The following is a 22,971-nucleotide window of genomic DNA, read 5'->3' as shown; positions in this document are numbered from 1 at the left end:
CGGCTTCCGCCGCTCGGACGCCCGCTGGGACATCCTCGGCCAGCAGGTCTTCTTCGCCCAGCGGGACAACAACGCCGGCCCGCTCACCACCGGTGACGCCCGCCGACACACATGTGCCCGACCCGCCGCCGCCCGGTGCGCCCAGCGGGTCGCGCCGTTCCGCCGGGGGTGCCGCCCGCCGGCAGCGGGTTCCGCCAAAATGCTCCCGGGCCAGGTGGCGGGTCCGCCGCACATCGGTGGGGTGCGATCCGGCAGGATCGACGGTGACCGGACACATCACCCAGCACGGCAGGAGATCCCCGCATGAACCAGGCAGCAGGCGCCCGATCCGGCAAGCCCGAGGTGGGTCCGATCGAGGGTGCGCCGCCGGCCGACCTCGTGATCGAGGACATCACCGTGGGCGAGGGCCCGCAGGCCGAGCCGGGCCAACTGGCCAGCGTGCACTACGTGGGCGTGTCGCACTCCACCGGCGGCGAGTTCGACTCGTCCTGGAACCGGGGTGAGGCGTTCGAGTTCCCGCTCGGCGGCGGCCAGGTCATCGCCGGCTGGGACCAGGGCGTGATCGGCATGCGCGTCGGCGGCCGGCGCCGCCTCACCATCCCGCCGCACCTGGGGTACGGCGACCGCGGCGCGGCCGGCGTCATCAAGCCGGGCGAGACGCTGATCTTCGTCGTCGACCTGCTCGACGTGCGCTGACGGAACGTGGGGGTCGCCGGCCCACGCCGGCGGCCCCGCTCGGCCCGTCCACCAGGGCCTGAGGAAGGCCGGGTGGCCACGGCCCGGATTGCGGTCCGGTGCCACGGACCCGTGGGGCGGGCGGCCGCGCGGTGCCCTGGCCCGGCGGCGATGGTCAGGCGGCCAGCACCAGGGTCGAGGCCGGGGGCATCCGGCGTCGCTCGGCCTCGACAACCCGGGCCGGCTCCAACACCGGCATCACCCGGTGCAGACCGGTGGCGCGCAGCACCCGGGCCACCACCGGGGTCGGATCGACCAGGACCAGCTCGCCGCCACGCGCCCGGACGCGCAGGTGCGCGGCGAGCAGGGTGCGCACCCCGGCGGCGGAGAGCAGCCGCAACTCGGACATCTCCAGCCGGAGCACCGGACGGGCCGGCGCAGACCAGAGCGCGGACCGGAACGCGGCCACCGTGGCGATGTCGACCTCGCCGGCCACCCGCACCTGGACCACCTGGTCACCCACGCTGACCTGCACGTCCAACCGGTCGCTGTGCTCTCCCATACCGACGAATCTAGCCCCCACCACCGACAGTTTCGCCCCTCCACCGAGTGATTCCGGGTACGCCCAGGGTCATCCCCGGAGGGCACCCGCATCCCCCTAAGGGCGGAGGCCAGGGTGCCCCCTTGGTCCCGCTGGCCTGCGGGGGACGCACGGCTGCCGGCACCCCACGCCACCCGGCGGGCGCGCCGGTCAACGGGAGTCCGAGGCGTGCTCGGCGACGGCCGGCGCGCCGCGCCGCGGCGGTGCTCCCGGTCGGCCGGGCATCGGCGGTGGAGAATGGGACGATGCTGATCCCCCGGCCCCGGCCGCCCCGGCTCATCCGGCCCGTCCGCGAGCCGGCCACCGTCCCTCCCCCGCTCACCGGAGCGTGGGCCGCCATCGACCGCCGGCTCGACCAGGTCGACCTGCTGCCGTTGCCCGACGGCGCCGTCGGTCCGGAGGACGTACTGGTCGACCCGACCGGACGGGTGATCAGCGGCGACGAGGATGGCCGGCTCTGGTGGTGGCCGGCCGACGCGTGGGCCGGCACCCGACCCCGGCTGCTGGCGGAGACCGGCGGCCGACCGCTCGGCATCGAGTTGGACCCGTCCGGTGAGGCGCTGGTGGTCTGCGACGCGTACCGCGGGTTGCTGCGGGTCACACCGGACGGCGCCGTACACGAGCTGACCGGGACGGCACCGCCGGTGCACCTGGCCAACAACGCGACGGTGGCCCGTGACGGCACCATCTACTTCACCGACTCCTCCGATCGGTTTCCTGTCTCGCACTGGAAGCGGGACCTGCTGGAGCACCGCCCGAACGGCCGGGTGCTGGCCCACCACCCGGGCAGCGGGCGCACCGAGGTGGTGGCCGACGGGCTGTACTTCCCCAACGGGATCGCGCTGACCCCGGACGAGTCGGCGCTGATGCTGGTGGAGACCACCACCCACCGGCTGCTCCGCGTCGAGCTGGGCGGCGGGGTGCGAGTGCTCGCCGACCTGCCCGCCTATCCGGACAATCTCTCCGCGGTGGGTGACGGGACGTACTGGATCGCGCTACCCAGCCCGCGGGTCCCGATCGCCGAGCGGCTCCTGCCGCACCCTCGTCTGCGCCAGATCGCCGCGTTGCTGCCCGACGCGCTGCAGCCACAACCGAAGCGCTACGGGCTGGTCGCGCTGGTCGACGGCGCGGGCGTGATCCTCCGTACGCTGCACGGCCCGGCCGGGCACTACTGGATGATCACCGGGGTACGCCAGCACGGCGACCAGCTCTGGTTGGGCAGCCTGATCGGGCCCGGGGTGGCCCGGGTACCGCTGGACTGAGCGCCCGCCGAAAGCCGGCCGGGGCCGACCCGCCGAGTCGGCGGGCCGGCCCCGGAGGCCGTCTGTGGTGTCTCAGCGACCGCTGACCGAGGGCGCCGGTGCGGGCGACCCGCCGGCCACCGCGCCCGGGTGCGCCGGGGCGACCGGTGCGGGCCGCAGCCCGGCCGGCACCGGCAGGGCGCTGCCCCGGATGAACTCGTCCCAGCTCACGTTCCACGCCGTCCAGCCGTTGCCGGCCTGCAACTCCACCTCGGTGCCCTTCACGGTGACCAGGTCGCCGACCTGGGTCACACCCATCAACCAGTCCGCCGCGGTGGCGGCGACGTTCGTGCACCCGTGCGAGACGTTGGTGCTGCCCTGGTCGCCCTCCGACCAGGGGGCCGAGTGGATGAACTCGCCACCCCAGGTGAGTCGCTGGGCGTCGTCGACGTCGACCACGTAGCCTCCGTCCGGCTCACCGCGGGTGTCGAACGTGGTCCGCTCGTGCTTCTCCATGATCACCATCTTGCCGCTGGAGGTCGGCGTGCTCGGCTTGCCCAGGCTGACCGGGATCCGGCGGACCTGCTTCCCGTCGCGCAGCACGGTCATCTGCTTGGTGTCGTTGTCGATCTCCAGCGCGACCTGTTTCCCGATCTTGGAGGTCGCGGTCCGCTCGGCGTCGCCGATCTTGTCCTTGCCGATCGGCAGTCCCTGCAGGCCGGCCCGGACGCTGATCGTGGTCCCCGGACGCCAGAAATCGGGTGCCCGGTAATAGACCTGGCTTCCGTCTTCCAGCCACGACCAGGCACCCGGCTGGGGCGGGTTCGTCTTTACGAACAACCGACGCTGGACGTCCGCCCTGGCCTCTTTCGGAATTCCCGGGTCAAACGCCACGGTTACCGGCATCGCGGTGCCGTACGTCCGGTTGCCGACGAAATAGAGGGTGCTGGTGATCTGCGGTTTGGTGGATTTGGCCATGGTGGTGAATGTCGACGTGCGGGTCGTCGTGGCACCCGAGTCGCCGGTCGCGGTCACCTCGGCGGTGTAGGTCCGCTTCGGTTGCAACGGCGTGCTCGGCACCCAGCCCGAGCCGTCCTCCCGCGGCTCCGCCTTGACCTGCTTGCCCTTGTCGTCCGTGAGCTTGACGCCGGTGACCCGCCCGCCCTTGACCGCAGTGCCCACCTCGGCGCTGACCGGCACCTCGCGGGCCTTGTCCCCCGGCGTCACGGTGAGTTCCGGCGGGGCGGCGTGCCCCTTGCCCGACGGGTCCCGGTCGGCGGTGCACCCGCCGACAGCCAGCGGTACGGCTGCGATGGTTACCGCCAACAGCGTCAATCGCCGCCTCAACGTCATGTTCAGTCCCCCCGTTTTCGGCTTCCCTCTGCCACATTCTCGCCGCCGCGACTGGCGTGCCCATGCCATTCGGAAATAATCGGCGTCGCATTTATCGGCGCATTTTCCGCAGCAATGCGCTGCTTGTCGAAACAAAGACACGACAGGTCCCCCCTGCGCGCCGCGCACCGGTCCGACCGATCCCGGCCCACCCGCCCCACAACGTCCCGTCCGACCCTCACCACGACGGGCTTGCACTCTCTGCCGCAATTGCGCAGCCTTCGCCCCAGTGCGCCGGGCAGGAATCGGCGCGGTCTCGGCTCGGAGGGTGGTCCGGCGCGGAGCGGCTTGCCCACGGGGAGCGAGGGAGGCGAGGGCGGTGACGCAGCGCGAGGGCAGGCTTTTGTTGTCTGGAGCGAAACTTCTGCTGATCGGGACGAAGCTTTGCCTTCGTCCGGAGGCAAGGGTAGGGTCGCGATTCAGATAGAAGGTTGCCCATTCGTCGATCAGCCTGCCGCCGACCTCTGCCGGGTCGCCGCGTTCCGCTCCTGATGGGTCCGGGCCGCACCCGCGCGCCGTCCGTCACGTCCCCGCCGGATCCCTGATCCGGCCGGTTCGGCGCGCCCGGAGGCGGCAGCCGGTCGACCGCCGCCGACGGCGTGCCAGCCGTCAGGAAGGGACCACCACCATGGATCAACAGACAACCCAGGCGGAGCCGTTACCGGTCTCCGGGCCGGTCAGCCGGCGCGGTGTGCTCCGCGCCGCGACCGTCTCCGCCGCAGCCCTCGGCACCGCCGGCCTGCTCGCCGGCCCGGCCACCGCCGCGTCGGCCGGGCACTCCCACGGCCGACGCCGGGTGCCGGTGGACCAGATCAGCATCCAGCTCTACACGGTGCGCGACCAGCTCGCCGCCGACCTGCCCGGCACCCTGGCCGCGTTGCGCCGGATCGGCTACCGGCGGGTGGAGCACGCCGGCTTCGTCGGGCGTACCGCCGCGCAGTTCCGGGCCGCACTGGACGCGGCAGGGCTGCGGTCCACCTCCGGGCACACCGGCATCCCGCAACCGTTCGACGCCGGCGCCTGGGAACGCGCCCTCGCCGACGCGAAGGTGGTGGGCAGCAAGAAGATCGTCCACCCGTACTTTGGTCGAGACGCCAACGGGCAGCCGATCCGGGACCCGGCCGTCTACCGCGCCCTGGCCCGGGACCTGAACCAGGCCGGCCGGCTCGCCGAGCGCGCCGGGCTGGACTTCGGCTACCACAACCACCAACTGGAGTTCGTGCCACTGACCGACGGCTCCACCGGCTTCGAGATCCTCACCGGGCAGACCGACCCGCGGCTGGTCCACTTCGAACTCGACCTCTACTGGACCTGGCGCGGCGCACACGACCCGGTTGACGTGATCCGGGCCAACCGCGGCCGGATCCGCCAGGTGCACGTCAAGGACCTCGACGTCGAGGGCGGCTTCGCCGATCTCGGGGACGGCGTCATCGACTTCGGCCGGATCTTCGCCCACGAGCGGGAGGCTGGCATCGAGGAGTACATCGTGGAACGCGACGATGCGGGCACCCCGCCGCGCGCCCCCGCTGACGCCCTGGACACCGCCCGGGTCGGCTTCGACTATCTCGCCTCACTCCGGTACTGACCACTCCTCGGGGGACGACCTGATGAACAGGACCGCATTCGTGTCCGCCCTGCTGCTGGTGACGGCCGGCCTGGCCGCACCACCGACAGCCGCGACCGCCGCGCCCGCTCCGGCCGCCGCGCCGCCGGACAGCAGCTTCCAGAAGGTGACACTGAACGACTTCCCGGGCGAGCCGATGAGTCTCGCCGTCCTGCCCGACCTGCGGGTGCTGCACACCTCCCGCACCGGTGAGGTGCGCATCCACGACCCGCGCACCGGGCTGAACACCCTGGCCGCCGACATCCCGGTGTACGAGCACGACGAGGAAGGGCTGCAGGGGGTCGCCATCGACCCGGACTTCGCCAAGAACAAGTGGGTCTACCTCTACTACTCGCCGCCCCTGAACACCCCGGTGGACGACCCGGCCACCCCCGACGTCAACGAGGGGGACGCGCCGCTGGTTGGCACCGAGGCGGACTGGCAGCGGTTCCGGGGCGCGCTGCGGCTGTCCCGGTTCAAGCTGGACGGGATGCGGCTGAACCTCAGCACCGAGCAGCAGATCATCGACGTGCCCACCGATCGGGGCATCTGCTGCCACGTCGGCGGCCAGATCGACTTCGACGGCAAGGGCAACCTGTACCTGTCCACCGGCGACGACACGAACCCGTTCTTCTCCGACGGCTTCATTCCGATCGACGAGCGGGCCGACCGCAACCCGGCGTTCGACGCCCAGCGCACCTCCGCCAACACCAACGACCTGCGCGGCAAACTGCTGCGCATCCGGGTGAAGCCCGGCGGTGGCTACACGGTGCCGGCCGGCAACCTGTTCAAGCCGGGGACCGCGAAGACGCGCCCGGAGATCTACGCGATGGGGCTGCGCAACGCGTTCCGGTTCGCCGTCGACCGGCGTACCGACAACGTCTACCTGGCCGACTACTCCCCGGACGCCTCGTCGTCCAACCCCGCGCGGGGGCCGGCCGGGCACGGCCGGTGGATGCAGATCGACAAGCCGGCGAACTACGGCTGGCCGTACTGCGTGACGCCGACGATCGCCTACCGCGACTACGACTTCGCCACCGGCGAATCCGGGGCGAAGTTCAACTGCAAGCGCCCGGTCAACGACTCACCCCACAACACCGGCAAGCGGCAACTGCCGCCGGTCGAGCAGCCGGAGGTCTGGTACCCGTCCGCCGCCTCCGGGGAGTTCCCGCAACTGGGCACCGGTGGCATCGGGCCGATGGGCGGCCCGGCGTACGACTACGACGGGAACAGCACCTCCCGCACCCGGTGGCCGGCCTACTACGACGGGGTGCCGCTGTTCTACGAGTGGACCCGGGACTACATCAAGGAGTTCCGGCTCGACTCCGACGGCGACGTGAAGGACATCCGTCCGGTGGTGCCATCCCTGGTTGTGGACAACCCGATGGACATGGAGTTCGGGCCGGACGGCGCGCTCTACGTGCTGGAGTACGGCGACGGCTACTTCGCCGAGAACCCGGACGCCCAGCTGTCCCGGATCGACTTCGTCCGGGGCAACCGGACGCCGATCCCGAAGATCAGCGCGGACCCGACCGCCGGGCAGGCGCCGCTGACCGTCGCCTTCTCCAGCGCCGGCACCACCGACCCGGACGGTGACCCGCTGCGCTACGCGTGGGACTTCAACGCGGACGGTTCGGTGGACAGCACCGACCCGAACCCGACCTGGACCTTCCAGGAGAACGGTTCGTACACCCCCACGGTGAAGGTGACCGACCGCACCGGACGCTCCGCGGCGGCGACCCTGCCGCTGCTGGTCGGGCCGCGCGCGCCGATCGTCGAGTTCGTCACCCCGGTGGCCGGGCAGCCCTTCCAGTTCGGGCAGACGGTCGCGTACCAGGTGAAGGTCACCGACGACCTGCCGGTGGACTGCTCCCGGGTGAAGGTCACCTACGTGCTCGGCCACGACGAGCACGGGCACCCGCTCTCCTCGGCGACCGGGTGCGCCGGGACCATCGCCACCTTCGTGGACGGCGGGCACGGCGGGGCGGACAACCTCACCGCGGTCTTCGTCGCGGAGTACACCGACGCGCCGACCGAGCCCGGTGTGCCGCCGCACACCGGCACGGCGACCGTCGTGCTGGATCCTGACCCGGTGGCTGGCCTGGCCGGCTGACCGCCCGTCGGCGGCGGCGGCCCGCTCGGGTCGCCGCCGCCGACGCGCCAGGGCTCAACTCCAGTCGTGCTTGTCGTGGTTACCACTCCAACGCCCACCGACCGGTGGGGTGTCGAGCCGCATCCCGCCAGCGCCGTTGCCGGCCAGGTCGTTGTCCTCCACCCGGCAGGCCACGCAGCTACCCCTCCCGGTGATCCACAACCCGTGGGTCTGGGTCTGGTCGTCGTGGTTGTCCCAGATCCGGTTGCCACGCACCGAGGCAGAGTCGAAGTGCGCGTTGATGGCGATGCCAGCCCGGGTCACCGGCGCGGCAACCAACTCGTACGGGGTGCCCGGCTTCGGCGTGTCACCGCTCCACCCGCTGAACGCTCCGGGGCGTACCGGGGCGAGGGTCACCTCGGTGTCGTTGTTCGCCGCCACCACCGCGACCCGCTTACCAACCCGCAGCACCTTGCCGCGGTGACCGTCGTGTGGCCAGTGGGCAGCCCGGTCCACCATCGACCGCTCGCTGTAGCGAACGCTCTCCCCGCCACCGGTGGCGGCCTCGCCGCACTGCCGTCCGTTGTTGCGCAGCCGGTTGTTGAGCAGCACCGCGTCGGTCATCGGGCGGTCCACCCGGATGGCATCGAGGCCGTTGCCCCAGAACTCGTTGCTCTCGATCACCACGTCCATCGCCGGGCCCTGGTAGCCGTGCCCCAGGTCGTGCCCGTGGTAGCCGTGCCGACCGTTACCGCTGATCCGGTTACCCCGGATGGTGTACGGCCCGGGGGTGTTGCCCATGCTGATCCCGTCGCAGCCGTTGCCGTCGATGACACAGTCGGTCAGCACCCCGCCCCGCCCGGCGACGCCGGCGGTGCCCTCGGCGGAGATGTCGAAGCCGGCCTCCAGGTTGCCGGTCATCGTGCAGGCCGAGACGATCAGCCCATCGGCACCCCAGTCGGAGATGCCGAACCGGTTGCCCTCGCTGTGACAGCCGATGATCCGGTAGCCCCGCGGCGGCGACCAGTAGTCCTTCTGCAACTCCAGGAAGATCCCGTTGGTGCCGTTTGCCATGGTGGTGCAGTTGGCGATGGTCAGCCGTTCCACCGCGCCCCAACCGCCGATGCCCACCCCGATCCCGGCGCCGCCCATCTGCTCGCCGTTGTCCAGCCGGCCACAACCGACCACCACGACGCCGTCGATCAGGCTGTCCTGGAGGAAGTCGCAGCCGAGCCCGGTCGCGGCCGTGTGGTGGATGTAGAGGTTGCGGAAGACGCCGCGCACCACGTACTGGAGGCCGAGGCCCTTGGCGAGGTAGTTGTACTCCGCCATCGCCACCCCGGACCCGTCGATCTCGAAGTCGGCGAAGGTGCAGTCGGCGATGTGCCGGTCCCGGTCGGCGCCGTGCTGCACGGTGGTCCAGAACGCCAGCGGGGTCGGGTCGGTGCGGTTCCCGACGTTGCTGAGCAGGAATCGGGTAGCGGCGGGGCCGGCACCGATCAGCGAGACGCCGCTGCGCCACACCGTGCCGGCGTCCCGGATCGAGTAGATGCCCGGCGGGCAGTAGATCACTCGGGCCCGCCCGTCGGCGGCGTAGCCGTCGCCGAGCCGGTCCACCAGGGCGGCGAGCGCTGGCTGGTCGTTCGTCACCCCGTCGCCGCAGAGTCCGTAGTCGCGGGCGTCGCAGTAGAACGGCGCGCCGGCGACGGCCGGCTGACGGGCCCGTACGGCGACGGGCGAAACGTGCTGCACCGGGCGCTCCTCTCAGCGGGAGGGTGGCCTTCCGGTGCGCCGGTTTCCCGGCGGCGACGGCAGGAAACGTCCGCCGGACCTCCGAGGTGCGTCGACCCCGGCGCCGCGTGCGGCGCCGGGGTCGAGGATGCGGTGGTCAGACGTTGGCGATCAGCAGCGCCGGCCGTTCCACGCAGTCGGCGACGTGCCGCAGGAAGCCACCGGCCACCCCGCCGTCGCAGACCCGATGGTCGAAGGTCAGGCTGAGCTGGGTCACCTTGCGGACGGCGAGCTGCCCGTCGACCACCCACGGCTTGTCCACGATCCGCCCCACCCCGAGCAGCGCCGCCTCCGGGTGGTTGATGATCGGCGTGGAGCCGTCGACGCCGAACACGCCGTAGTTGTTCAGGGTGAAGGTGCCACCGGTCAGTCGGGCCGGCGCCAGGGTGCCCGCCCGCGCCGCCGTGGTGGTGGCCGCCAGTTCGGCGGCGAGCTCGGCGGTGGTGAGCCGCTGGGCGTCGCGCAGCACCGGCACCAGCAGGCCCCGGTCGGTCTGCGCGGCGATGCCCAGGTGCACCCCGGCGGACTGGACGATCCGCTGGGCCTCGGTGTCGACCCGGGCGTTGAGCTGCGGGAACCTGCGCAGCCCGCTGAGGCAGATCCGGGCCAGCAGGGCCAGGATGCTCACCGGCGCGTCCGGCGTCGCCGCGTTGATCGCGGCCCTGGTCTCCAGCAGCCCGGTGGCGTCCACGTCGACCCAGATGGTCACCTCGGGGATCTCCCGCCGGCTGCGGGAGAGCTTGTCGGCGATCACCTTGCGCACGCCGGTGAGCGGCACGATCACGTCGCCGTCCCCGCCTGGGGTCAGCGCGACGTGCGGGTCCGGCACGGCGGCGAGCCGGGCGGCGGGCACGGCCTGGGTCGCCTCCACGTCGGCGCGACGGATGACTCCGCCGGGCCCGGTGCCGCGCACCGTGCTCAGGTCGACGCCGCGCTCCCGGGCCAGCCGCCGGACGATCGGCGAGATGACCAGGACGGCCGGCGCGGTGGTGCCGGCCGGGGCACCGCTGGCGGCCCGGTCGGTACCGCCCGCCGGGCTGCTCGCGACGGCCGGGCCGGCCACGCCGGCCGACGCGGCCTCGGTGGGCTCGGGGGCCAGCGCCAGCCGGGGCCGACGCCGGCGCCGGGTCGCCCCGCCGTGCCCGGTGCCGTACCCGATCAGCACGTTGCCCGAGCCGGCCCGCTCCTCCTCGCGGTAGGTGGCGTGCCCTGCCGGCTCGTCGCCGCCGTCCAGCGGCGCGATCGTGATCAACGGCTGGCCTACCGGGCGGACCTCACCCGCCGCGCCGTGCAGGGTGACCACCCGGCCGGCGTACGGGCAGGGCACGTCGACGACCGCCTTGGCGGTCTCCACCTCGACCACGCTCTGGTCGACTGTCACGACGTCGCCCACGGCGACCCGCCACTCGACGATCTCGGCCTCGCTCAGCCCTTCGCCCAGGTCGGGCAGGAGGAAGACCTGCGTCCGCTCGACCGTGGTCATGCCGCGCTGCCCTGCACCGACCAGCGCGGGTCCGGCTGGTCGTCCCACTGCAACCGGGCCACCGCGTCGAGCACCCGATCCACTCCGGGCAGGTGGGTGTGCTCCAGCATCGGCGCCGGGTACGGGATGTCCAGCCCGGCCACCCGCAGCACCGGCGCGTGCAGCGCGTGGAAGCAGCGCTCCTGCACCCGGGCGGCGATCTCCGCCCCGACGCCGGCGAAGCCGGGTGCCTCCTGGATGACCACGCACCGGCCCGTGCGCCGGACCGAGGCGGTGATGGTGGCGTCGTCGAACGGCACGATGGTGCGGACGTCCACCACCTCCAGGTCCCAGCCCTCCTCCCGGGCGGCCTCGGCGGCCTCCAGCGCGACCGGCACGGCCGGCCCGTACGCCACCAGGGTGGCGTCGCGCCCGGCACGACGGACGACGGCCCGGCCGAACGGCTCGGTACGCGCTGGCAGCTCGGCCTCGGCGCTGGCGAAGTAGAGCTTCTTGGGCTCCATGAAGACCACCGGGTCGGGGTCGTCGATCGCCTCCCGCAGCAGCGAGTACGCGTCGTCTACGGTGGCCGGGGTGACCACCTTCAGCCCGGGGGTGTGCGCGTAGTACGCCTCGGACGAGTCGCAGTGGTGCTCCACCCCGCCGATCCCGCCGGCGTACGGCACCCGGATGACGATCGGCACGCTCAGCGCGCCCCGGGTCCGGTTGCGCAGCTTCGCCACGTGCGAGGCGATCTGCTCGAACGCCGGGTACGCGAACGCGTCGAACTGCATCTCGACCACCGGCCGCAGCCCGGACATGGCCAGGCCGACGGCGAAACCGACGATGCCGGCCTCGGCGAGGGGGGTGTCGAAGCACCGCTTCTCCCCGAACCGCGCCTGCAGCCCGTCGGTGATCCGGAAGACGCCACCGAGCTGGCCGACGTCCTCGCCGAAGACGACCACCCGGTCGTCGGCGGCGAGCGCGTCGGCGAGCGCGGCGTTGAGCGCCTTCGCCATGGTGGTGGCCATCAGGCGTCACCCTCCTCGTCGCGGGCGGCGGCCAGCTCGGCGCGGACCTGTTCGCGCTGCTCGACCAGCTGGGGGGTGGGCTCGGCGTACACGTGGTCGAAGAGGCTCAGCGGGTCGACCGTCGGCTGCTCGTTCATCCGGGTCCGCAGGTCCGCCGCGTACGCCTCGGCCTGGTCGGCGACCTCGGCGACCGCCGCGTCGTCGAGCACCCCGCGGGCTCGCAGGTAGGTCTCCAGGCGGGTGACCGGGTCCCGGTCGCGCCAGGCGTCGACCTCGGCGCCGTCGCGGTAGCGGCTGGCGTCGTCGGCGTTGGTGTGCGGCTCCATCCGGTAGGTGTGCGCCTCGACCAGGAACGGCCCCTTGCCGGCGCGGGCGTGCTCCACCGCGCGGGTGAGCACGGCGAGCACCGCGACCGGGTCGTTGCCGTCGACCTGCTCGCTTGGCACGCCGTAGCCGACGCCCTTGTAGGCCAGTGACGGCGCGGCGGTCTGCCGGGACAGCGGGACGCTGATCGCGTACCGGTTGTTCTGCACGAAGTAGACGACCGGCGCCTTGAACACGGCGGCGAAGTTGATCCCCTCGTGGAAGTCGCCCTCGCTGGTCGCGCCGTCGCCGATGAAGGCCAGCGCCACGGTGTCGCGGCCCTGGTACGCCTCGCCGTGCGCCAATCCGGCGGCGTGCACGCACTGGGTGGCGAGGGGGGTGCACTGCGGCGCGGTCCGCACGGCGGCCGGGTTGTAGCCGCAGTGCCAGTCGCCGCGCAGCAGGGTGAGCACCTCGACCGGGTCGATGCCCCGGGCGACCAGCGCCATCGATTCGCGGTAGGTGGGGAAGACCCAGTCGGTGTCGCGGACCGCGAGCACGGCGGCGACCTGGCAGGCCTCCTGGCCGCGGGAGGACGGGTAGACGGCCAGCCGGCCCTGCTTGGTCAGCGCGGTCGCCTGGGTGTCGAACCGGCGGCCGAGCACCATCCGCCGGTACAGCTCGCGCAGCACCTCGGCGGGCGGCTCCGGGTAGTCGGTGCGGGTGGGCAGCGGCGTGCCGCTGGGGTCGAGCAGGCGGACCGGCTCGGCGTCCGGCAGCAGCGAGCGCGCCGGGTCGGGCGGGGTGGCCGCTCGACGGGTGCGCGGGGATGCCCTGCGGACCGCCTGGGGAGTGGTCGTCACGGCGGAACCTCCTGGGACGTGTGGTGGGCCTATGCTTCCGCCTGTCGGATGATTGACTCAAGATCCAGGTAGAACGCGGGACGGTTGGCATGCGAATGGCGCATCGGTGAGCCAGGAGGCCGGAGACGGGTCGGGCCGGACCATCGGATCGGGACGATCGGCCCGGCACCTGGACGAGGTGGACCGGCGGATCCTCGACGAGTTGGTCCGCGACGGGCGTACCTCGGTGCGCACGCTGGCCGAGCGGATCCACATCTCGCGCACCAACGCGTACGCCCGGGTGGAGCGACTGGTGCGCGACGGCGTGATCACCGGGTTTCGGGCCCAGGTGGCGCCCGAGGCGGCCGGGCTGGGCACGTCGGCGTACATCGCGTTGACGATCGAGCAGAACACCTGGCGGGAGGTGTCGGCGGAGCTGGCCCGGGTCCGCTACGTCGAGCACGTCGCGCTGCTCAGCGGCGAGCACGACGTGCTGGCCCTGGTCCGCGCGCCGGACAACGCCACCCTGCGGGACGTGGTGCTGGACCGGGTGCAGCACATCGCCGGGGTGCTGTCGACGCGGTCCTGGCTGGTCTTCGAGGAGTACGACGGGACGCAGAGCCCCTGGCAGTAGGCCATAACACGAAGACATTGACAGACATGCCGAGATGCATCGTTCTTCGGCTAACCGCCCGTACTATCCCGGCGTGGCTATACCGGCAGAAATGTGGACACAGGCCAGGGCCGCTGCGCCGACACCGCCGAAGCCGGCCTCGGGCGGCTCGGGGTCCTTCCGCGGTGACATTGAGGGCATGCGGGCGGTGGCCGTGCTGCTGGTGCTCCTCGGCCACGCCGGGATACACCATCTGCCCGGTGGCTTCGTCGGTGTGGACGTGTTCTTCGTGATCTCAGGCTTCCTCATCACCGGCCTGCTGCTCACCGAACTCGACCAACGTGGACGGCTCTCACTGGTCGACTTCTACGCCCGCCGGGCCAAGCGCCTCCTTCCCGCCGCCGCGACGGTCCTCGTCGCGACTCTGGTGCTGACCTACTACTTCCTGCCCCGGGGCCGCTGGTCCACGACCGCCTGGGACGTCATCGTCAGCGCGTGCTACGCGATGAACTGGCGCATGGCCGGGCAGTCCCTCGACTACGTCGCCGCGAACGACGCCCCGAGCATCGCCCAGCACTTCTGGTCCCTCGCCGTGGAGGAGCAGTTCTACCTGGTCTGGCCGCTGCTGCTGATCGCCCTCGGTTGGGTCGCCCGCCGGAGGGCACGAGGGCGCCACGGCCTCTACCTGTTCGGGTTGGCGTTGATCGCGGTCCCCTCGTTCGCCTGGGCGCTGCGCGTCTCGCCGACCGATCCGTCGGCGTACTACGTCACCACGACCCGGATGTGGGAGTTGGCCCTCGGCGGTGCCATCGCCGTCACGGCGACCTGGCTGAGCCGGTCTCCGCGCCTGGTGGCCGTTCCCCTGGCCTGGGCCGGACTGATCGCCGTCGGCGCGTCGGCCGCGCTGATCCGCACGGAGGCCGGCTTCCCGGGGTACGCCGCGCTCGGCCCCACCCTCGGCACCGCCGCGGTGATCGCCTTCGGCCCGGCGGCCGGCCGCGCCGGGCCCGCACTCCTGCTGGGCCGGCAACCGCTGCGCTATGTCGGTGGGATCTCGTACTCGCTGTATCTGTGGCACTGGCCGCTGCTGATCGCCGCGCAGGCGCATTTCGGTGAGCTCGGCGTCGTTGCCGCGCTCGCGGTGGTGGCCGCCTCGGCGGTCCCCGCCGCGCTCACCTACCACTTCATCGAGAATCCGGTCCGTCGGTCGCCGACTCTCGCCGCACGGCCACCCGCGGCCCTGCGCGTCGGTGCCGTCTGCACCTGTGCCGCCGCGCTGGCCGGCCTGCTGTTCCAGCTGGCCATCCCGTCGACGGCGGGCCCGGCCTCCACCTCCGTCATCATGGGCCAGGTGTCCGGAGCCACCACCCAGGCGGCACCGCCGCCTGCGCCGGGCGCCATGGCTCTCGGCTCCTCCCCCCGCACCAGCCGCGCCGGAGCGCCCGTCGACCAGGTCGCCTCGATCACCCCCGACCCGCTGGCGGCGAAACAAGACGCGTCGCTGAAGAACGCGAGCTGCCATGTGGACGTGGTTTCCTCGACCCCGAAGGCCTGCGTCCACGGGAAACCGGATTCGACGACCAGGGTCGCACTCGTCGGCGACTCCCATGCGGACCACTGGATTCCTGCCCTGCGGGGAGCGGCGGAGACGAACGGCTGGCGCCTCGCCACCTACACCAAGTCCGGCTGCCCGTTCCTGACGGCCGAGATCTCCCTGGACGACCGGCCCTACGCGTCGTGCACCGAGTGGAACAGGAGGGTACGGGCGGAACTACTCGGCGCGGACCGCCCCGACATCCTGATCACCACTCACTCCGTGTATCCGGTCAGGGGCGAGCCGGAGTCGAGGAGCCAGTCCGCGATGGCCCGCGAGCTGCGCAAGACGTGGAGCAGCCTGATCGCGGAAAAGCTTCCGGTGGTGGTGCTGCGGGACACCCCGCTCCATCTGAAGGACATCGCCGAATGCGTGTCCGAGAACCTGAAACGCCTGACGAGGTGCGCCACACCCCGGGCCGCTGCGCTCCGCCTCGGGGGTGGTCCCGCCCAGGAAGAGGCAGCGAAAGGGCTCACCGGCGTCCGCCTGATCGACCTGAACGACTGGATCTGCCCCGCGAACCGCTGCGCGCCGGTCATCGGAGGCGTCCTCGTCTGGCGCGACGCGCACCACCTGACCGCCACGTACTCATCGACCCTCGCACCCCGACTGGGCACCGCGCTCAAGCCCGCGATCGCCGAACTCTGAGCCGTTCGACAGGCCCGAGGGCGGGTGATCAGCGCTCCGGTGGCGCCTCCAGCCCTTCCCGGTCGGCCAGCTCCAGCAGCGGCTCCAGCGAGTGCCGGTCGCCGTCCAGGCCGGCGTGCGGGTCGCCCCGCTCGGCGAACCGGGCCGGCACGGACAGCACGTCGAAGTCCTCCGGCCTGGCGTCCTCCAGCTCCGCCCAGTCCAGCGGCGCCGACACCAGCGCCCTGGGCGTCGGCCGGATCGAGTACGCCGAGGCCATCGTGTGGTCCCGCGACATCTGGTTGTAGTCGACGAAGACCGGCCGGTCCCGCTGCTCGCGCCACCAGGTGGTGGTGACCAGCTCGGGCAGCCGGCGCTGCATCTCCCGGCCCAGCGCGAGCACCGCCCGGCGGCAGTCGCCGAAGCTCCACCGCGGCTCGATCGACAGGTAGACGTGCAGGCCCCGCCCGCCGGTGGTCTTCGGGTAGCCGGTCAGGCCCAGCTCGGCGAGGAACGCCCGCACCTCCCGGGCGACCGGCACCACCTGCTCGAAGCCGACGCCGGGCATCGGGTCGAGGTCGATGCGCAGCTGGTCGGGGCGTTCCACGTCGCCGGCGCTGACCGGCCACGGGTGGAAACGCAGGGTGCCCAGGTTGGCCGCCCAGATCACCACGGCCAGCTCGCTCGGGGCGACCTCGTCTGCGGTGCGGCCGCTGGGGAAGGTGATGTGCGCGGTCCGCACCCACTCGGGTGCGCCCGCCGGCAGCCGCTTCTGGTAGAACGCGTCGCCCCGGTTGGTCTGCCGGGTGGCGATGGTCGCGCCCTCGAAGACGCCGCGCGGCCAGCGTTCCAGCATGGTGGGCCGGTCCCGCAGTGCGCGCAGGATGCCGTCACCCACCGCCAGGAAGTAGCGGACCACGTCCAGCTTGGTCAGCCCGCGTTCCGGGAAGTACGGCTTGTCGGGGCTGGAGACGCGGACCAGCCGCTCTCCCACCTGAATCTCCTCCGCCACCGTGGCCACGCCCCTGAGGGTACGACGGCGGTCACGTGATCAGCAGGACGCCGACCAGGATCAGCGGCAGCCCGACGAAGAGGAAGATGCCGACGCCGGTGAGCACCCGTCCGCCGCCGGCCTCCTCGCGCTCCGGTGCGATCCCGAACGTGGCACGGGGGCCTAGCATGCCGATGCGGCTCAGCGTCAGGTCGCCGGTCACCCCGAACAGCGCGCCCACCACCATCAACGCGATCCCCAGCCGGCCGGTGAAGTCGCCACCGTCGACCGCGACCCAGACCGCCGTCGCGACCGCGACCAGAACCGCGGCGATGACGAACAGCAGCAGCGCTTCCCGCAGACCCCGGACGACCGTCATCGCCAACCCCACCCCTTCGTCCCGGGGCGGCCCGACCGCCCCCGGTCGGACATTGTTCCCCATCGAACCGTCGGGCCGCTGTCCCGAACCGGACGCATCACCTGAGCAGCGGTCAGCGCCGATCGGATCCGGCGGGCGGACCGGCACAGCGACGATCCGGCACGGTTACCCCGGCGGTGCTCGGGTAGGGGGCCGACATGGCGGAACTGGCGACGCTCTGGATCATCCGGCACGGGGAGAGCACCGCGAACGTGGCGGCGACCCGGGCCGAGGCGTCGGGCGAAGAATTGATCGGGCTCACCCATCGGGACGCGGACGTGCCGCTCTCCCCCATCGGCGAGGAGCAGGCCCGGGCCACCGGCCGCTGGCTCGCCGGGCTGCCGCCGGACCGGCGCCCGGACGTGGCGGTGGTCTCGCCGTACCTGCGGGCGGTCTCCACCGCCGAGCTGGCGCTGCACGGCACGGAGGTGCCGGTGAGCCGCGACGAACGGCTGCGCGACCGTGAGCTGGGCATCCTCGACGGCCTGACCGCTCACGGGATGCAGCGGCGGTTTCCGGACGAGGCCGAGCGGCGGGTCCGGCTCGGCAAGTTCTACTACCGGCCGCCCGGCGGAGAGTCGTGGACCGATGTGGCGCTGCGGCTGCGGACGCTCCTCGGCGACCTGCGCCGGGACCACGCGGGCAAGCGGGTGCTGCTGTTCGGCCACGACGCGCTGGTCTTCCTGCTGCGCTACCTGGTGGAGGGGCTGACCGAGCCGGAGCTGATGGCGCTGACCCGGGAGTGCGTGATCGCCAACTGCTCGATCACTGACTGGTTCGACGACGGGCAGGGCCGGCTGATCCTGGGCGGGTTCAACGAGGTCGGCCACCTGCGTCAGCAGGGCGCCGAGCCGACCAGGGAGGACGAGGTCCATGCCGAGCCGGTCTGAGGTGAAGGTGATTCTGACCGCGGAGGTCGGCCGGGTTGCTCCGGGCCGACCCGGTAGGATCTGCCCGGGCCGTTACTGGCGCGTGGGGATGGAGAACCATCGGGGAGCGGCCCCGTCAAGAGGACGTTTTGCCGAGCGCCTGGGCCTTCCGCACGCCTGTAGGAGGTCGTATGTCGCGCAACGCCGAGTCCACCGCATTCCGGAGTGCCCTTGAGGTGATCCGGGCCGTCGAGCCGCGGGTGGCCGACGCCATCGGCGCCGAGCTGACCGATCAGCGGGAGTCTCTCAAGCTCATCGCCAGCGAGAACTACGCCTCCCCGGCGACCCTGCTGGCGATGGGCAACTGGTTCAGCGACAAGTACGCCGAGGGCACGGTCGGGCGTCGCTTCTACGCCGGCTGCCAGAACGTCGACACCGTCGAGGCGCTCGCCGCCGAGCACGCCCGTGAGCTGTTCGGCGCCGCGCACGCGTACGTGCAGCCGCACTCGGGCATCGACGCCAACCTGGTGGCGTTCTGGGCGGTGCTGGCCGACCGGGTGGAGTCCCCCGCGCTGAAGAAGGCGCAGGTACGGCAGGTCAACGACCTGACCGAGGCCGACTGGTTCGCGCTGCGCCGCGAGTTGGGCAACCAGCGGATGCTCGGCATGTCGCTGGACGCCGGCGGCCACCTCACCCACGGCTTCCGGCCGAACATCTCCGGCAAGATGTTCGACCAGCGCAGCTACGGCACCGACCCGGCGACCGGTCTGATCGACTACGACCGGTTGGCCGAGGCGGCCCGCGAGTTCAAGCCGCTGATCCTGGTCGGTGGCTACTCCGCGTACCCCCGGAAGGTGAACTTCCGGATCCTGCGGGAGATCGCCGACTCGGTCGGCGCCACGTTCATGGTCGACATGGCGCACTTCGCCGGCCTGGTGGCGGGCAAGGTCTTCACCGGCGACTTCGACCCGGTGCCACACGCGCACATCGTCACCACCACCACCCACAAGTCGCTGCGCGGCCCGCGCGGCGGCATGGTGCTCTGCCAGCCGGAGCTGGCCGACCAGGTGGACCGGGGCTGCCCGATGGTGCTCGGTGGTCCGCTGCCGCACGTGATGGCCGCCAAGGCGGTCGCGCTGGCCGAGGCCCGCCGCCCCGACTTCGCCGACTACGCCCAGCGGATCGTGGACAACTCGCAGGCCCTCGCGGAGGGGCTGCTGCGCCGGGGCGCGAAGCTCGTCACCGGCGGCACCGACAACCACCTGGTGCTGATCGACGTGTCCGGCTACGGGCTCACCGGCCGGCAGGCCGAGCAGGCTCTGCTGGATTCGGGCATCGTCACCAACCGCAACTCGGTCCCGCAGGACCCGAACGGGGCCTGGTACACCTCGGGCATCCGGATCGGCACCCCGGCGCTGACCACCCGGGGGCTGGGCACCGCCGAGATGGACCAGACCGCGGAGCTGATGCACACCGTGCTCACCCAGACCACGGCCGGCGCCAACGCCGACGGCACCCCCTCGAAGGCCAAGTACGCCCTCGACCCCGCCCTGGCCGACAAGATCGCCCGCCAGGCCACCGACCTGCTGACCCCGTTCCCGCTCTACCCTGCCATCGACCTGGCCTGACGCTCAGGCTGGCCGGCGCCGGCGCGCCGGGCCGCCGGGATCACCGTGGGTGACGCCGTCGGTGGCGCTCGTTCGGACGAGTGCGATACCTCTGAGTCATCGATATGACTCAGAGGTATCGCGCTTGGGGGTGCCCGGCAATGCGGGCGGGCGCGCCTCAGGCCAGGGGGCGCTTGAGGTGGTAGCGGTGCACCTCGGTGCTGCCCTGGACGTTGTTCACGTCCTCGGCGGCGGAGACCAGCTCCCAGCCTTCCCGGCCGGCGCGGTTGAGGTGCGCGATGGCGGTGTCGCCGTAGGCGGTGATGTCCTTGCGTGACCCGTCCGGGCCGTACCAGATGAACGAGACGTGAAAATTGCGGCCCTGTCCCTGATAGCGGCGGACGAGCAAGGCGTACTCCCAGGCAACCATGCGGCCCATTATGACCGTCCACCCAGGACGGCGGCAGGCGGGTCGTCGCGCATTGCCATCTGGTGAACGCGGTGTGTCAACACACCGAGCGGGTCGACCGGCTCGGTGGCCAGTGGTCACCTCACCGCGACCGTGCGTAGCTCGCCGGCCGCCGCGGTGTCGGGGCAGCCGGCCAGGGTCAACGCGTCGCGCAACTCGGCGGCGAGCAGCGCCAGCGCGTCCCGCGCAGCGGGCTGGCCGCCGGCGGCCAGCGCCCAGAGCAGCGGCCGGCCGACCAGCACCCCGGCGGCGCCCAACGCGAGCGCCCGCAGCACATCGGTGCCACCGCGGATGCCGCTGTCAAGCAGCACCTGGCAGCGGTCGCCGACCGCGTCGACCACCTCCGGCAGCATGGTGACGCTGGCCGGCGCCCCGTCCAGCTGCCGGCCCCCGTGGTTGGAGACGACCACCGCGTCCGCACCGGTCCGTACCGCCTCGACCGCGTCCCGAGGGTCCAGCACCCCCTTGACCACGAGCGGCAGGTCGACGTGCTCGCGCAGCCAGGCGAGGTCCGCCCAGCGCAGCGCCGGCGCGAACGACGCGTCGGTGTGCGCGGCGATCGCGGACATCCCGGGAGCGCCGGCGTGCGCCAGGGCGTCCCGCCCGTCGGGCAGGTTCGCGGCGAACACCTCGGCGGGCAGCCGGAACGCGTTGCGCAGGTCCCGGGGGCGCCGGCCGAGCACCGGGACGTCCACGGTGACCACCAGCGCCCGGCAACCCGCCGCGACCACCTGGTCCAGCAGGTCGCGGACCAGGGCCCGCTCACGCAGCCAGTAGAGCTGGAACCAGACCTCGGCGCCCGTGCCGGCGACCTGCTCGATCGGCGTACTGCCCAGCGTGCTGGCCAGATACGGCACCCCGGCCGCGGCGGCCGCCGCCGCGAGGGCCAGCTCCCCGTCGGGGTGCACCAGCCGCTGGTAGGCCATCGGCGCCACCCCGACGGGCATCGCGTACGGGCGGCCCAGCAGTTGGGTGCTCAGGTTGGCCGTGCTCACCCCGCGCAGCATCCGGGGCAGCACCGCGACCCGGTCCAGGGCGGACCGGTTGGCGTTCAAGGTCACCTCGGCCGCACTGCCGCCGGCGACGTAGTCCCACACGTCCGGCGGCAGCACCGCGCGGGCCCGCTCGGCGTACTCGTCGAGCGACACCGCCGGCGCCTCGGCCTGCAGGTCGGTCAGCACCGGCTCAGCCATCCCCTACCCCCGTGACATGCCGTCTCTTCGGGCTCGACATGGAACCCATCGTGTGGCTGCCCGGACCGTCCGCTCACGGCGTCCGCCCGGACGATGGTTGAGAATCCTAGCCGCTGTCGATGATGGGCTTCGCAACCCACGCCCGCCACCACCCCCTGCCCGGCGCAAACCGGTTGCGTGCCCCGGCCGACCCCCGCAGGCTCGGACGGATGAGCGCAGAACCCCTCCCCGACGTACCGGACACCAACCACCCGGTGGCGGCCCGGATCGACGTGGCACTGGTCCGCCGCCTGGTGGCCGAGCAGTTCCCGCACTGGGCGGAGCTGCCGGTCCACCCGGTCGAGGTCGGCGGCTGGGACAACCGCACCTTCCACCTGGGCGACGCGATGACCGTGCGGCTGCCCAGCGGCGAGGGGTACGCCCTCCAGGTCGCCAAGGAACAGCGCTGGCTGCCGGTGCTCGGCCCACGGCTGCCGCTGGAGGTGCCCGCCCCGCTGGCCCACGGCCGTGCCGGCGCCGGCTACCCGTACCCGTGGTCGGTCTACCGGTGGATCGACGGGCGGACCGCCCAGGTCGAGCGGATCGGCGACCTGACCCGGTTCGCCACCGATCTCGCCGGCTTCCTGCGCGCGCTGCGGGACATCGACGCCACCGGCGGGCCGGCGGCCGGCCGGCACAGCGCCTGGCGGGGTGGCCCGCTGTCCACCTACGACGCGGAGACCCGGGCGGCGATCGAGGCGCACCGCGACCGGTTGCCCGTCGACGCGGTCACCGGCATCTGGCAGGCCGCCCTCGACGCCACCTGGGCCGGGCCGCCGGTCTGGTTCCACGGCGACGTCGCGTCCGGCAACCTGCTGGTCCGCGACGGCCGGCTCGCCGCCGTCATCGACTTCGGCTGCTGCGGCGTCGGCGATTCCGCCTGCGACACCGTGATCGCCTGGACACTGCTGTACGGCGCCAGCCGGGCCGCCTTCCGCGACGCGCTCGGCGTCGACGAGGCCACCTGGGCTCGCGGGCGCGGTTGGGCGCTGTGGAAGGCGTTGATCACCCTGGACAATCCGGAGCCGGCGAAGGCCGCCGAGGCCCGCCACGTGCTCGGTCAACTGCTCGCCGAGCACGCCGTGGCCCCCTGAATCCCCGTACCGTGTGGACATGGCCAGCTGGGAGGACGTCCGCCGGATCGCACTCGCACTGCCCGAGACCACCGAACGGGCCTCGTACGACGGGCTGCCCGCCTGGCGGGTGCGGGACAAGCAGTTCGTCTGGGAACGACCACTGCGCGGAGCCGACCTCGCCGCCCTCGGCACGGCCGCGCCCGACGGGCCGATCCTCGGCGTACGGGTGCCCGACCTCGGCGTCAAGGAGGCCCTGCTCGCCGACGACCCGTCGGTCTACCTCACCACCCCGCACTTCGACGGCTACCCGGCCGTGCTGGTCCGGCTCGACCGGATCGGCCTGCCCGAGCTGACCGAGGTGATCACCGAGGGGTGGTACGCCCGCGCCCCGAAACGCCTCGCCGCTGCCCACCGAGCCCAGCAGGAGCCAACCGACGGCTAG

The 22,971-nt window shown here is 72.5% G+C and carries 21 protein-coding genes and 1 riboswitch; of the genes, 11 read left to right on the top strand and 10 right to left on the bottom strand.

Going from position 1 to position 22,971, the window contains the following annotated elements; genetic code table 11:
* Nucleotides 1-307: hypothetical protein (locus ABZV00_RS21720; RefSeq protein ID WP_355608989.1), on the top strand; the 307-nt coding region annotated here is incomplete at its 5' end.
* Nucleotides 304-696, top strand: coding sequence for an FKBP-type peptidyl-prolyl cis-trans isomerase (locus ABZV00_RS21715; protein ID WP_328416422.1), 393 nt, complete (start codon nt 304-306; stop codon nt 694-696). The genes ABZV00_RS21720 and ABZV00_RS21715, both read left to right, overlap by 4 nt.
* 154 nt (nt 697-850) lie before the next feature.
* Here the strand turns inward: ABZV00_RS21715 and ABZV00_RS21710 are convergent, their stop codons facing one another.
* Nucleotides 851-1,237, bottom strand: a complete 387-nt coding sequence (locus tag ABZV00_RS21710) for an STAS domain-containing protein (protein WP_355608986.1) — start codon at nt 1,235-1,237, stop codon at nt 851-853.
* A gap of 284 nt (nt 1,238-1,521) precedes the next feature.
* Here ABZV00_RS21710 and ABZV00_RS21705 point away from each other — a divergent pair, with 284 nt between their 5' ends.
* Nucleotides 1,522-2,538, top strand: a complete 1,017-nt coding sequence (locus ABZV00_RS21705) for an SMP-30/gluconolactonase/LRE family protein (protein ID WP_355608983.1) — start codon at nt 1,522-1,524, stop codon at nt 2,536-2,538.
* A gap of 72 nt (nt 2,539-2,610) precedes the next feature.
* Here ABZV00_RS21705 and ABZV00_RS21700 read toward each other — a convergent pair whose 3' ends face one another.
* Nucleotides 2,611-3,870: an Ig-like domain-containing protein gene (locus ABZV00_RS21700; RefSeq protein WP_328416416.1), complete on the bottom strand. Its 1,260-nt coding sequence runs from the start codon at nt 3,868-3,870 to the stop codon at nt 2,611-2,613.
* Nucleotides 3,871-4,537: 667 nt separating this feature from the next.
* Between ABZV00_RS21700 and ABZV00_RS21695 the strand changes: the two genes are divergently transcribed.
* Both ABZV00_RS21695 and ABZV00_RS21690 read left to right on the top strand, forming a co-directional pair.
* Nucleotides 4,538-5,494 (top strand): sugar phosphate isomerase/epimerase, encoded by a 957-nt coding sequence (locus ABZV00_RS21695; protein ID WP_355608978.1) that lies wholly within the window; start codon nt 4,538-4,540, stop codon nt 5,492-5,494.
* 22 nt (nt 5,495-5,516) lie between these two features.
* Complete coding sequence (locus tag ABZV00_RS21690) at nt 5,517-7,625, top strand: PQQ-dependent sugar dehydrogenase (RefSeq protein WP_355608975.1); 2,109 nt, start codon at nt 5,517-5,519, stop codon at nt 7,623-7,625.
* Between the two features lie 54 nt (nt 7,626-7,679).
* Here ABZV00_RS21690 and ABZV00_RS21685 read toward each other — a convergent pair whose 3' ends face one another.
* From ABZV00_RS21685 to pdhA, 4 genes are all read right to left on the bottom strand, one after another.
* Nucleotides 7,680-9,356 (bottom strand): right-handed parallel beta-helix repeat-containing protein, encoded by a 1,677-nt coding sequence (locus tag ABZV00_RS21685; RefSeq protein WP_355608972.1) that lies wholly within the window; start codon nt 9,354-9,356, stop codon nt 7,680-7,682.
* Nucleotides 9,357-9,492: 136 nt separating this feature from the next.
* Nucleotides 9,493-10,878, bottom strand: coding sequence for a dihydrolipoamide acetyltransferase family protein (locus tag ABZV00_RS21680; RefSeq protein WP_355608969.1), 1,386 nt, complete (start codon nt 10,876-10,878; stop codon nt 9,493-9,495).
* Complete coding sequence (locus ABZV00_RS21675; protein ID WP_355609006.1) at nt 10,875-11,891, bottom strand: alpha-ketoacid dehydrogenase subunit beta; 1,017 nt, start codon at nt 11,889-11,891, stop codon at nt 10,875-10,877. The genes ABZV00_RS21680 and ABZV00_RS21675 overlap by 4 nt, the downstream gene beginning before the upstream one ends.
* Nucleotides 11,888-13,054: a pyruvate dehydrogenase (acetyl-transferring) E1 component subunit alpha gene (pdhA, locus tag ABZV00_RS21670; RefSeq protein WP_355608966.1), complete on the bottom strand. Its 1,167-nt coding sequence runs from the start codon at nt 13,052-13,054 to the stop codon at nt 11,888-11,890. Before pdhA ends, ABZV00_RS21675 begins: the two co-directional genes overlap by 4 nt.
* A 178-nt stretch (nt 13,055-13,232) precedes the next feature.
* Here pdhA and ABZV00_RS21665 point away from each other — a divergent pair, with 178 nt between their 5' ends.
* Nucleotides 13,233-13,667, top strand: a complete 435-nt coding sequence (locus tag ABZV00_RS21665; protein WP_328426610.1) for an Lrp/AsnC family transcriptional regulator — start codon at nt 13,233-13,235, stop codon at nt 13,665-13,667.
* 178 nt (nt 13,668-13,845) lie between these two features.
* Entirely contained in the window at nt 13,846-15,888 is a 2,043-nt protein-coding gene (locus tag ABZV00_RS21660; RefSeq protein ID WP_355608963.1) for an acyltransferase family protein, read from the top strand.
* Between the two features lie 28 nt (nt 15,889-15,916).
* Here the strand turns inward: ABZV00_RS21660 and ABZV00_RS21655 are convergent, their stop codons facing one another.
* Together ABZV00_RS21655 and ABZV00_RS21650 are read right to left on the bottom strand one after the other, a co-directional pair.
* Entirely contained in the window at nt 15,917-16,888 is a 972-nt protein-coding gene (locus ABZV00_RS21655) for a DNA primase small subunit domain-containing protein (RefSeq protein ID WP_328416402.1), read from the bottom strand.
* Between the two features lie 22 nt (nt 16,889-16,910).
* Nucleotides 16,911-17,237 (bottom strand): hypothetical protein, encoded by a 327-nt coding sequence (locus ABZV00_RS21650; protein ID WP_355608960.1) that lies wholly within the window; start codon nt 17,235-17,237, stop codon nt 16,911-16,913.
* 197 nt (nt 17,238-17,434) lie between these two features.
* On the opposite strand from ABZV00_RS21650, the gene ABZV00_RS21645 reads away from it, so the two are divergent.
* A complete protein-coding gene (locus tag ABZV00_RS21645; RefSeq protein ID WP_355608957.1) occupies nt 17,435-18,166 on the top strand; it encodes a histidine phosphatase family protein in 732 nt (243 codons plus the stop codon).
* 61 nt (nt 18,167-18,227) lie between these two features.
* A riboswitch (ZMP/ZTP riboswitch) is annotated at nt 18,228-18,318 on the top strand.
* A gap of 18 nt (nt 18,319-18,336) precedes the next feature.
* Nucleotides 18,337-19,773, top strand: coding sequence for a glycine hydroxymethyltransferase (locus ABZV00_RS21640; RefSeq protein ID WP_355608954.1), 1,437 nt, complete (start codon nt 18,337-18,339; stop codon nt 19,771-19,773).
* Between the two features lie 157 nt (nt 19,774-19,930).
* Here the strand turns inward: ABZV00_RS21640 and ABZV00_RS21635 are convergent, their stop codons facing one another.
* Both ABZV00_RS21635 and ABZV00_RS21630 read right to left on the bottom strand, forming a co-directional pair.
* Nucleotides 19,931-20,191 carry a hypothetical protein gene (locus ABZV00_RS21635; protein ID WP_328416394.1) on the bottom strand — a complete coding sequence of 87 codons (261 nt, stop codon included), beginning with the start codon at nt 20,189-20,191 and terminating at the stop codon, nt 19,931-19,933.
* A 107-nt stretch (nt 20,192-20,298) separates the two neighbouring features.
* Complete coding sequence (locus tag ABZV00_RS21630) at nt 20,299-21,414, bottom strand: alpha-hydroxy acid oxidase (protein ID WP_355608952.1); 1,116 nt, start codon at nt 21,412-21,414, stop codon at nt 20,299-20,301.
* Between the two features lie 209 nt (nt 21,415-21,623).
* Between ABZV00_RS21630 and ABZV00_RS21625 the strand changes: the two genes are divergently transcribed.
* Nucleotides 21,624-22,547: an aminoglycoside phosphotransferase family protein gene (locus tag ABZV00_RS21625; RefSeq protein ID WP_355608949.1), complete on the top strand. Its 924-nt coding sequence runs from the start codon at nt 21,624-21,626 to the stop codon at nt 22,545-22,547.
* A 19-nt stretch (nt 22,548-22,566) separates the two neighbouring features.
* Complete coding sequence (locus ABZV00_RS21620; RefSeq protein WP_355608946.1) at nt 22,567-22,971, top strand: MmcQ/YjbR family DNA-binding protein; 405 nt, start codon at nt 22,567-22,569, stop codon at nt 22,969-22,971.

The sequence above is a fragment of the Micromonospora sp. NPDC005173 genome (assembly GCF_040608515.1).
Taxonomy (GTDB): domain Bacteria; phylum Actinomycetota; class Actinomycetes; order Mycobacteriales; family Micromonosporaceae; genus Micromonospora.
Note: the sequence above shows the minus strand (reverse complement) of the source record. Positions and strands in the feature narration are given on the sequence as shown.

Bases quoted from the DNA above. Each gene is read 5' to 3' on its own strand.
- ABZV00_RS21645 (WP_355608957.1), top strand. From the start codon at position 17,435: ATGGCGGAACTGGCGACGCTCTGGATCATCCGGCACGGGGAGAGCACC.
- ABZV00_RS21705 (WP_355608983.1), top strand. From the start codon at position 1,522: ATGCTGATCCCCCGGCCCCGGCCGCCCCGGCTCATCCGGCCCGTCCGC.
- ABZV00_RS21625 (WP_355608949.1), top strand. From the start codon at position 21,624: ATGAGCGCAGAACCCCTCCCCGACGTACCGGACACCAACCACCCGGTG.
- ABZV00_RS21690 (WP_355608975.1), top strand. From the start codon at position 5,517: ATGAACAGGACCGCATTCGTGTCCGCCCTGCTGCTGGTGACGGCCGGC.
- ABZV00_RS21620 (WP_355608946.1), top strand. From the start codon at position 22,567: ATGGCCAGCTGGGAGGACGTCCGCCGGATCGCACTCGCACTGCCCGAG.
- ABZV00_RS21700 (WP_328416416.1), bottom strand. From the start codon at position 3,870: ATGACGTTGAGGCGGCGATTGACGCTGTTGGCGGTAACCATCGCAGCC.
- ABZV00_RS21715 (WP_328416422.1), top strand. From the start codon at position 304: ATGAACCAGGCAGCAGGCGCCCGATCCGGCAAGCCCGAGGTGGGTCCG.
- ABZV00_RS21710 (WP_355608986.1), bottom strand. From the start codon at position 1,237: ATGGGAGAGCACAGCGACCGGTTGGACGTGCAGGTCAGCGTGGGTGAC.
- ABZV00_RS21640 (WP_355608954.1), top strand. From the start codon at position 18,337: ATGTCGCGCAACGCCGAGTCCACCGCATTCCGGAGTGCCCTTGAGGTG.
- ABZV00_RS21630 (WP_355608952.1), bottom strand. From the start codon at position 21,414: ATGGCTGAGCCGGTGCTGACCGACCTGCAGGCCGAGGCGCCGGCGGTG.
- ABZV00_RS21695 (WP_355608978.1), top strand. From the start codon at position 4,538: ATGGATCAACAGACAACCCAGGCGGAGCCGTTACCGGTCTCCGGGCCG.
- ABZV00_RS21650 (WP_355608960.1), bottom strand. From the start codon at position 17,237: ATGACGGTCGTCCGGGGTCTGCGGGAAGCGCTGCTGCTGTTCGTCATC.
- ABZV00_RS21635 (WP_328416394.1), bottom strand. From the start codon at position 20,191: ATGGGCCGCATGGTTGCCTGGGAGTACGCCTTGCTCGTCCGCCGCTAT.
- ABZV00_RS21660 (WP_355608963.1), top strand. From the start codon at position 13,846: ATGCGGGCGGTGGCCGTGCTGCTGGTGCTCCTCGGCCACGCCGGGATA.
- ABZV00_RS21680 (WP_355608969.1), bottom strand. From the start codon at position 10,878: ATGACCACGGTCGAGCGGACGCAGGTCTTCCTCCTGCCCGACCTGGGC.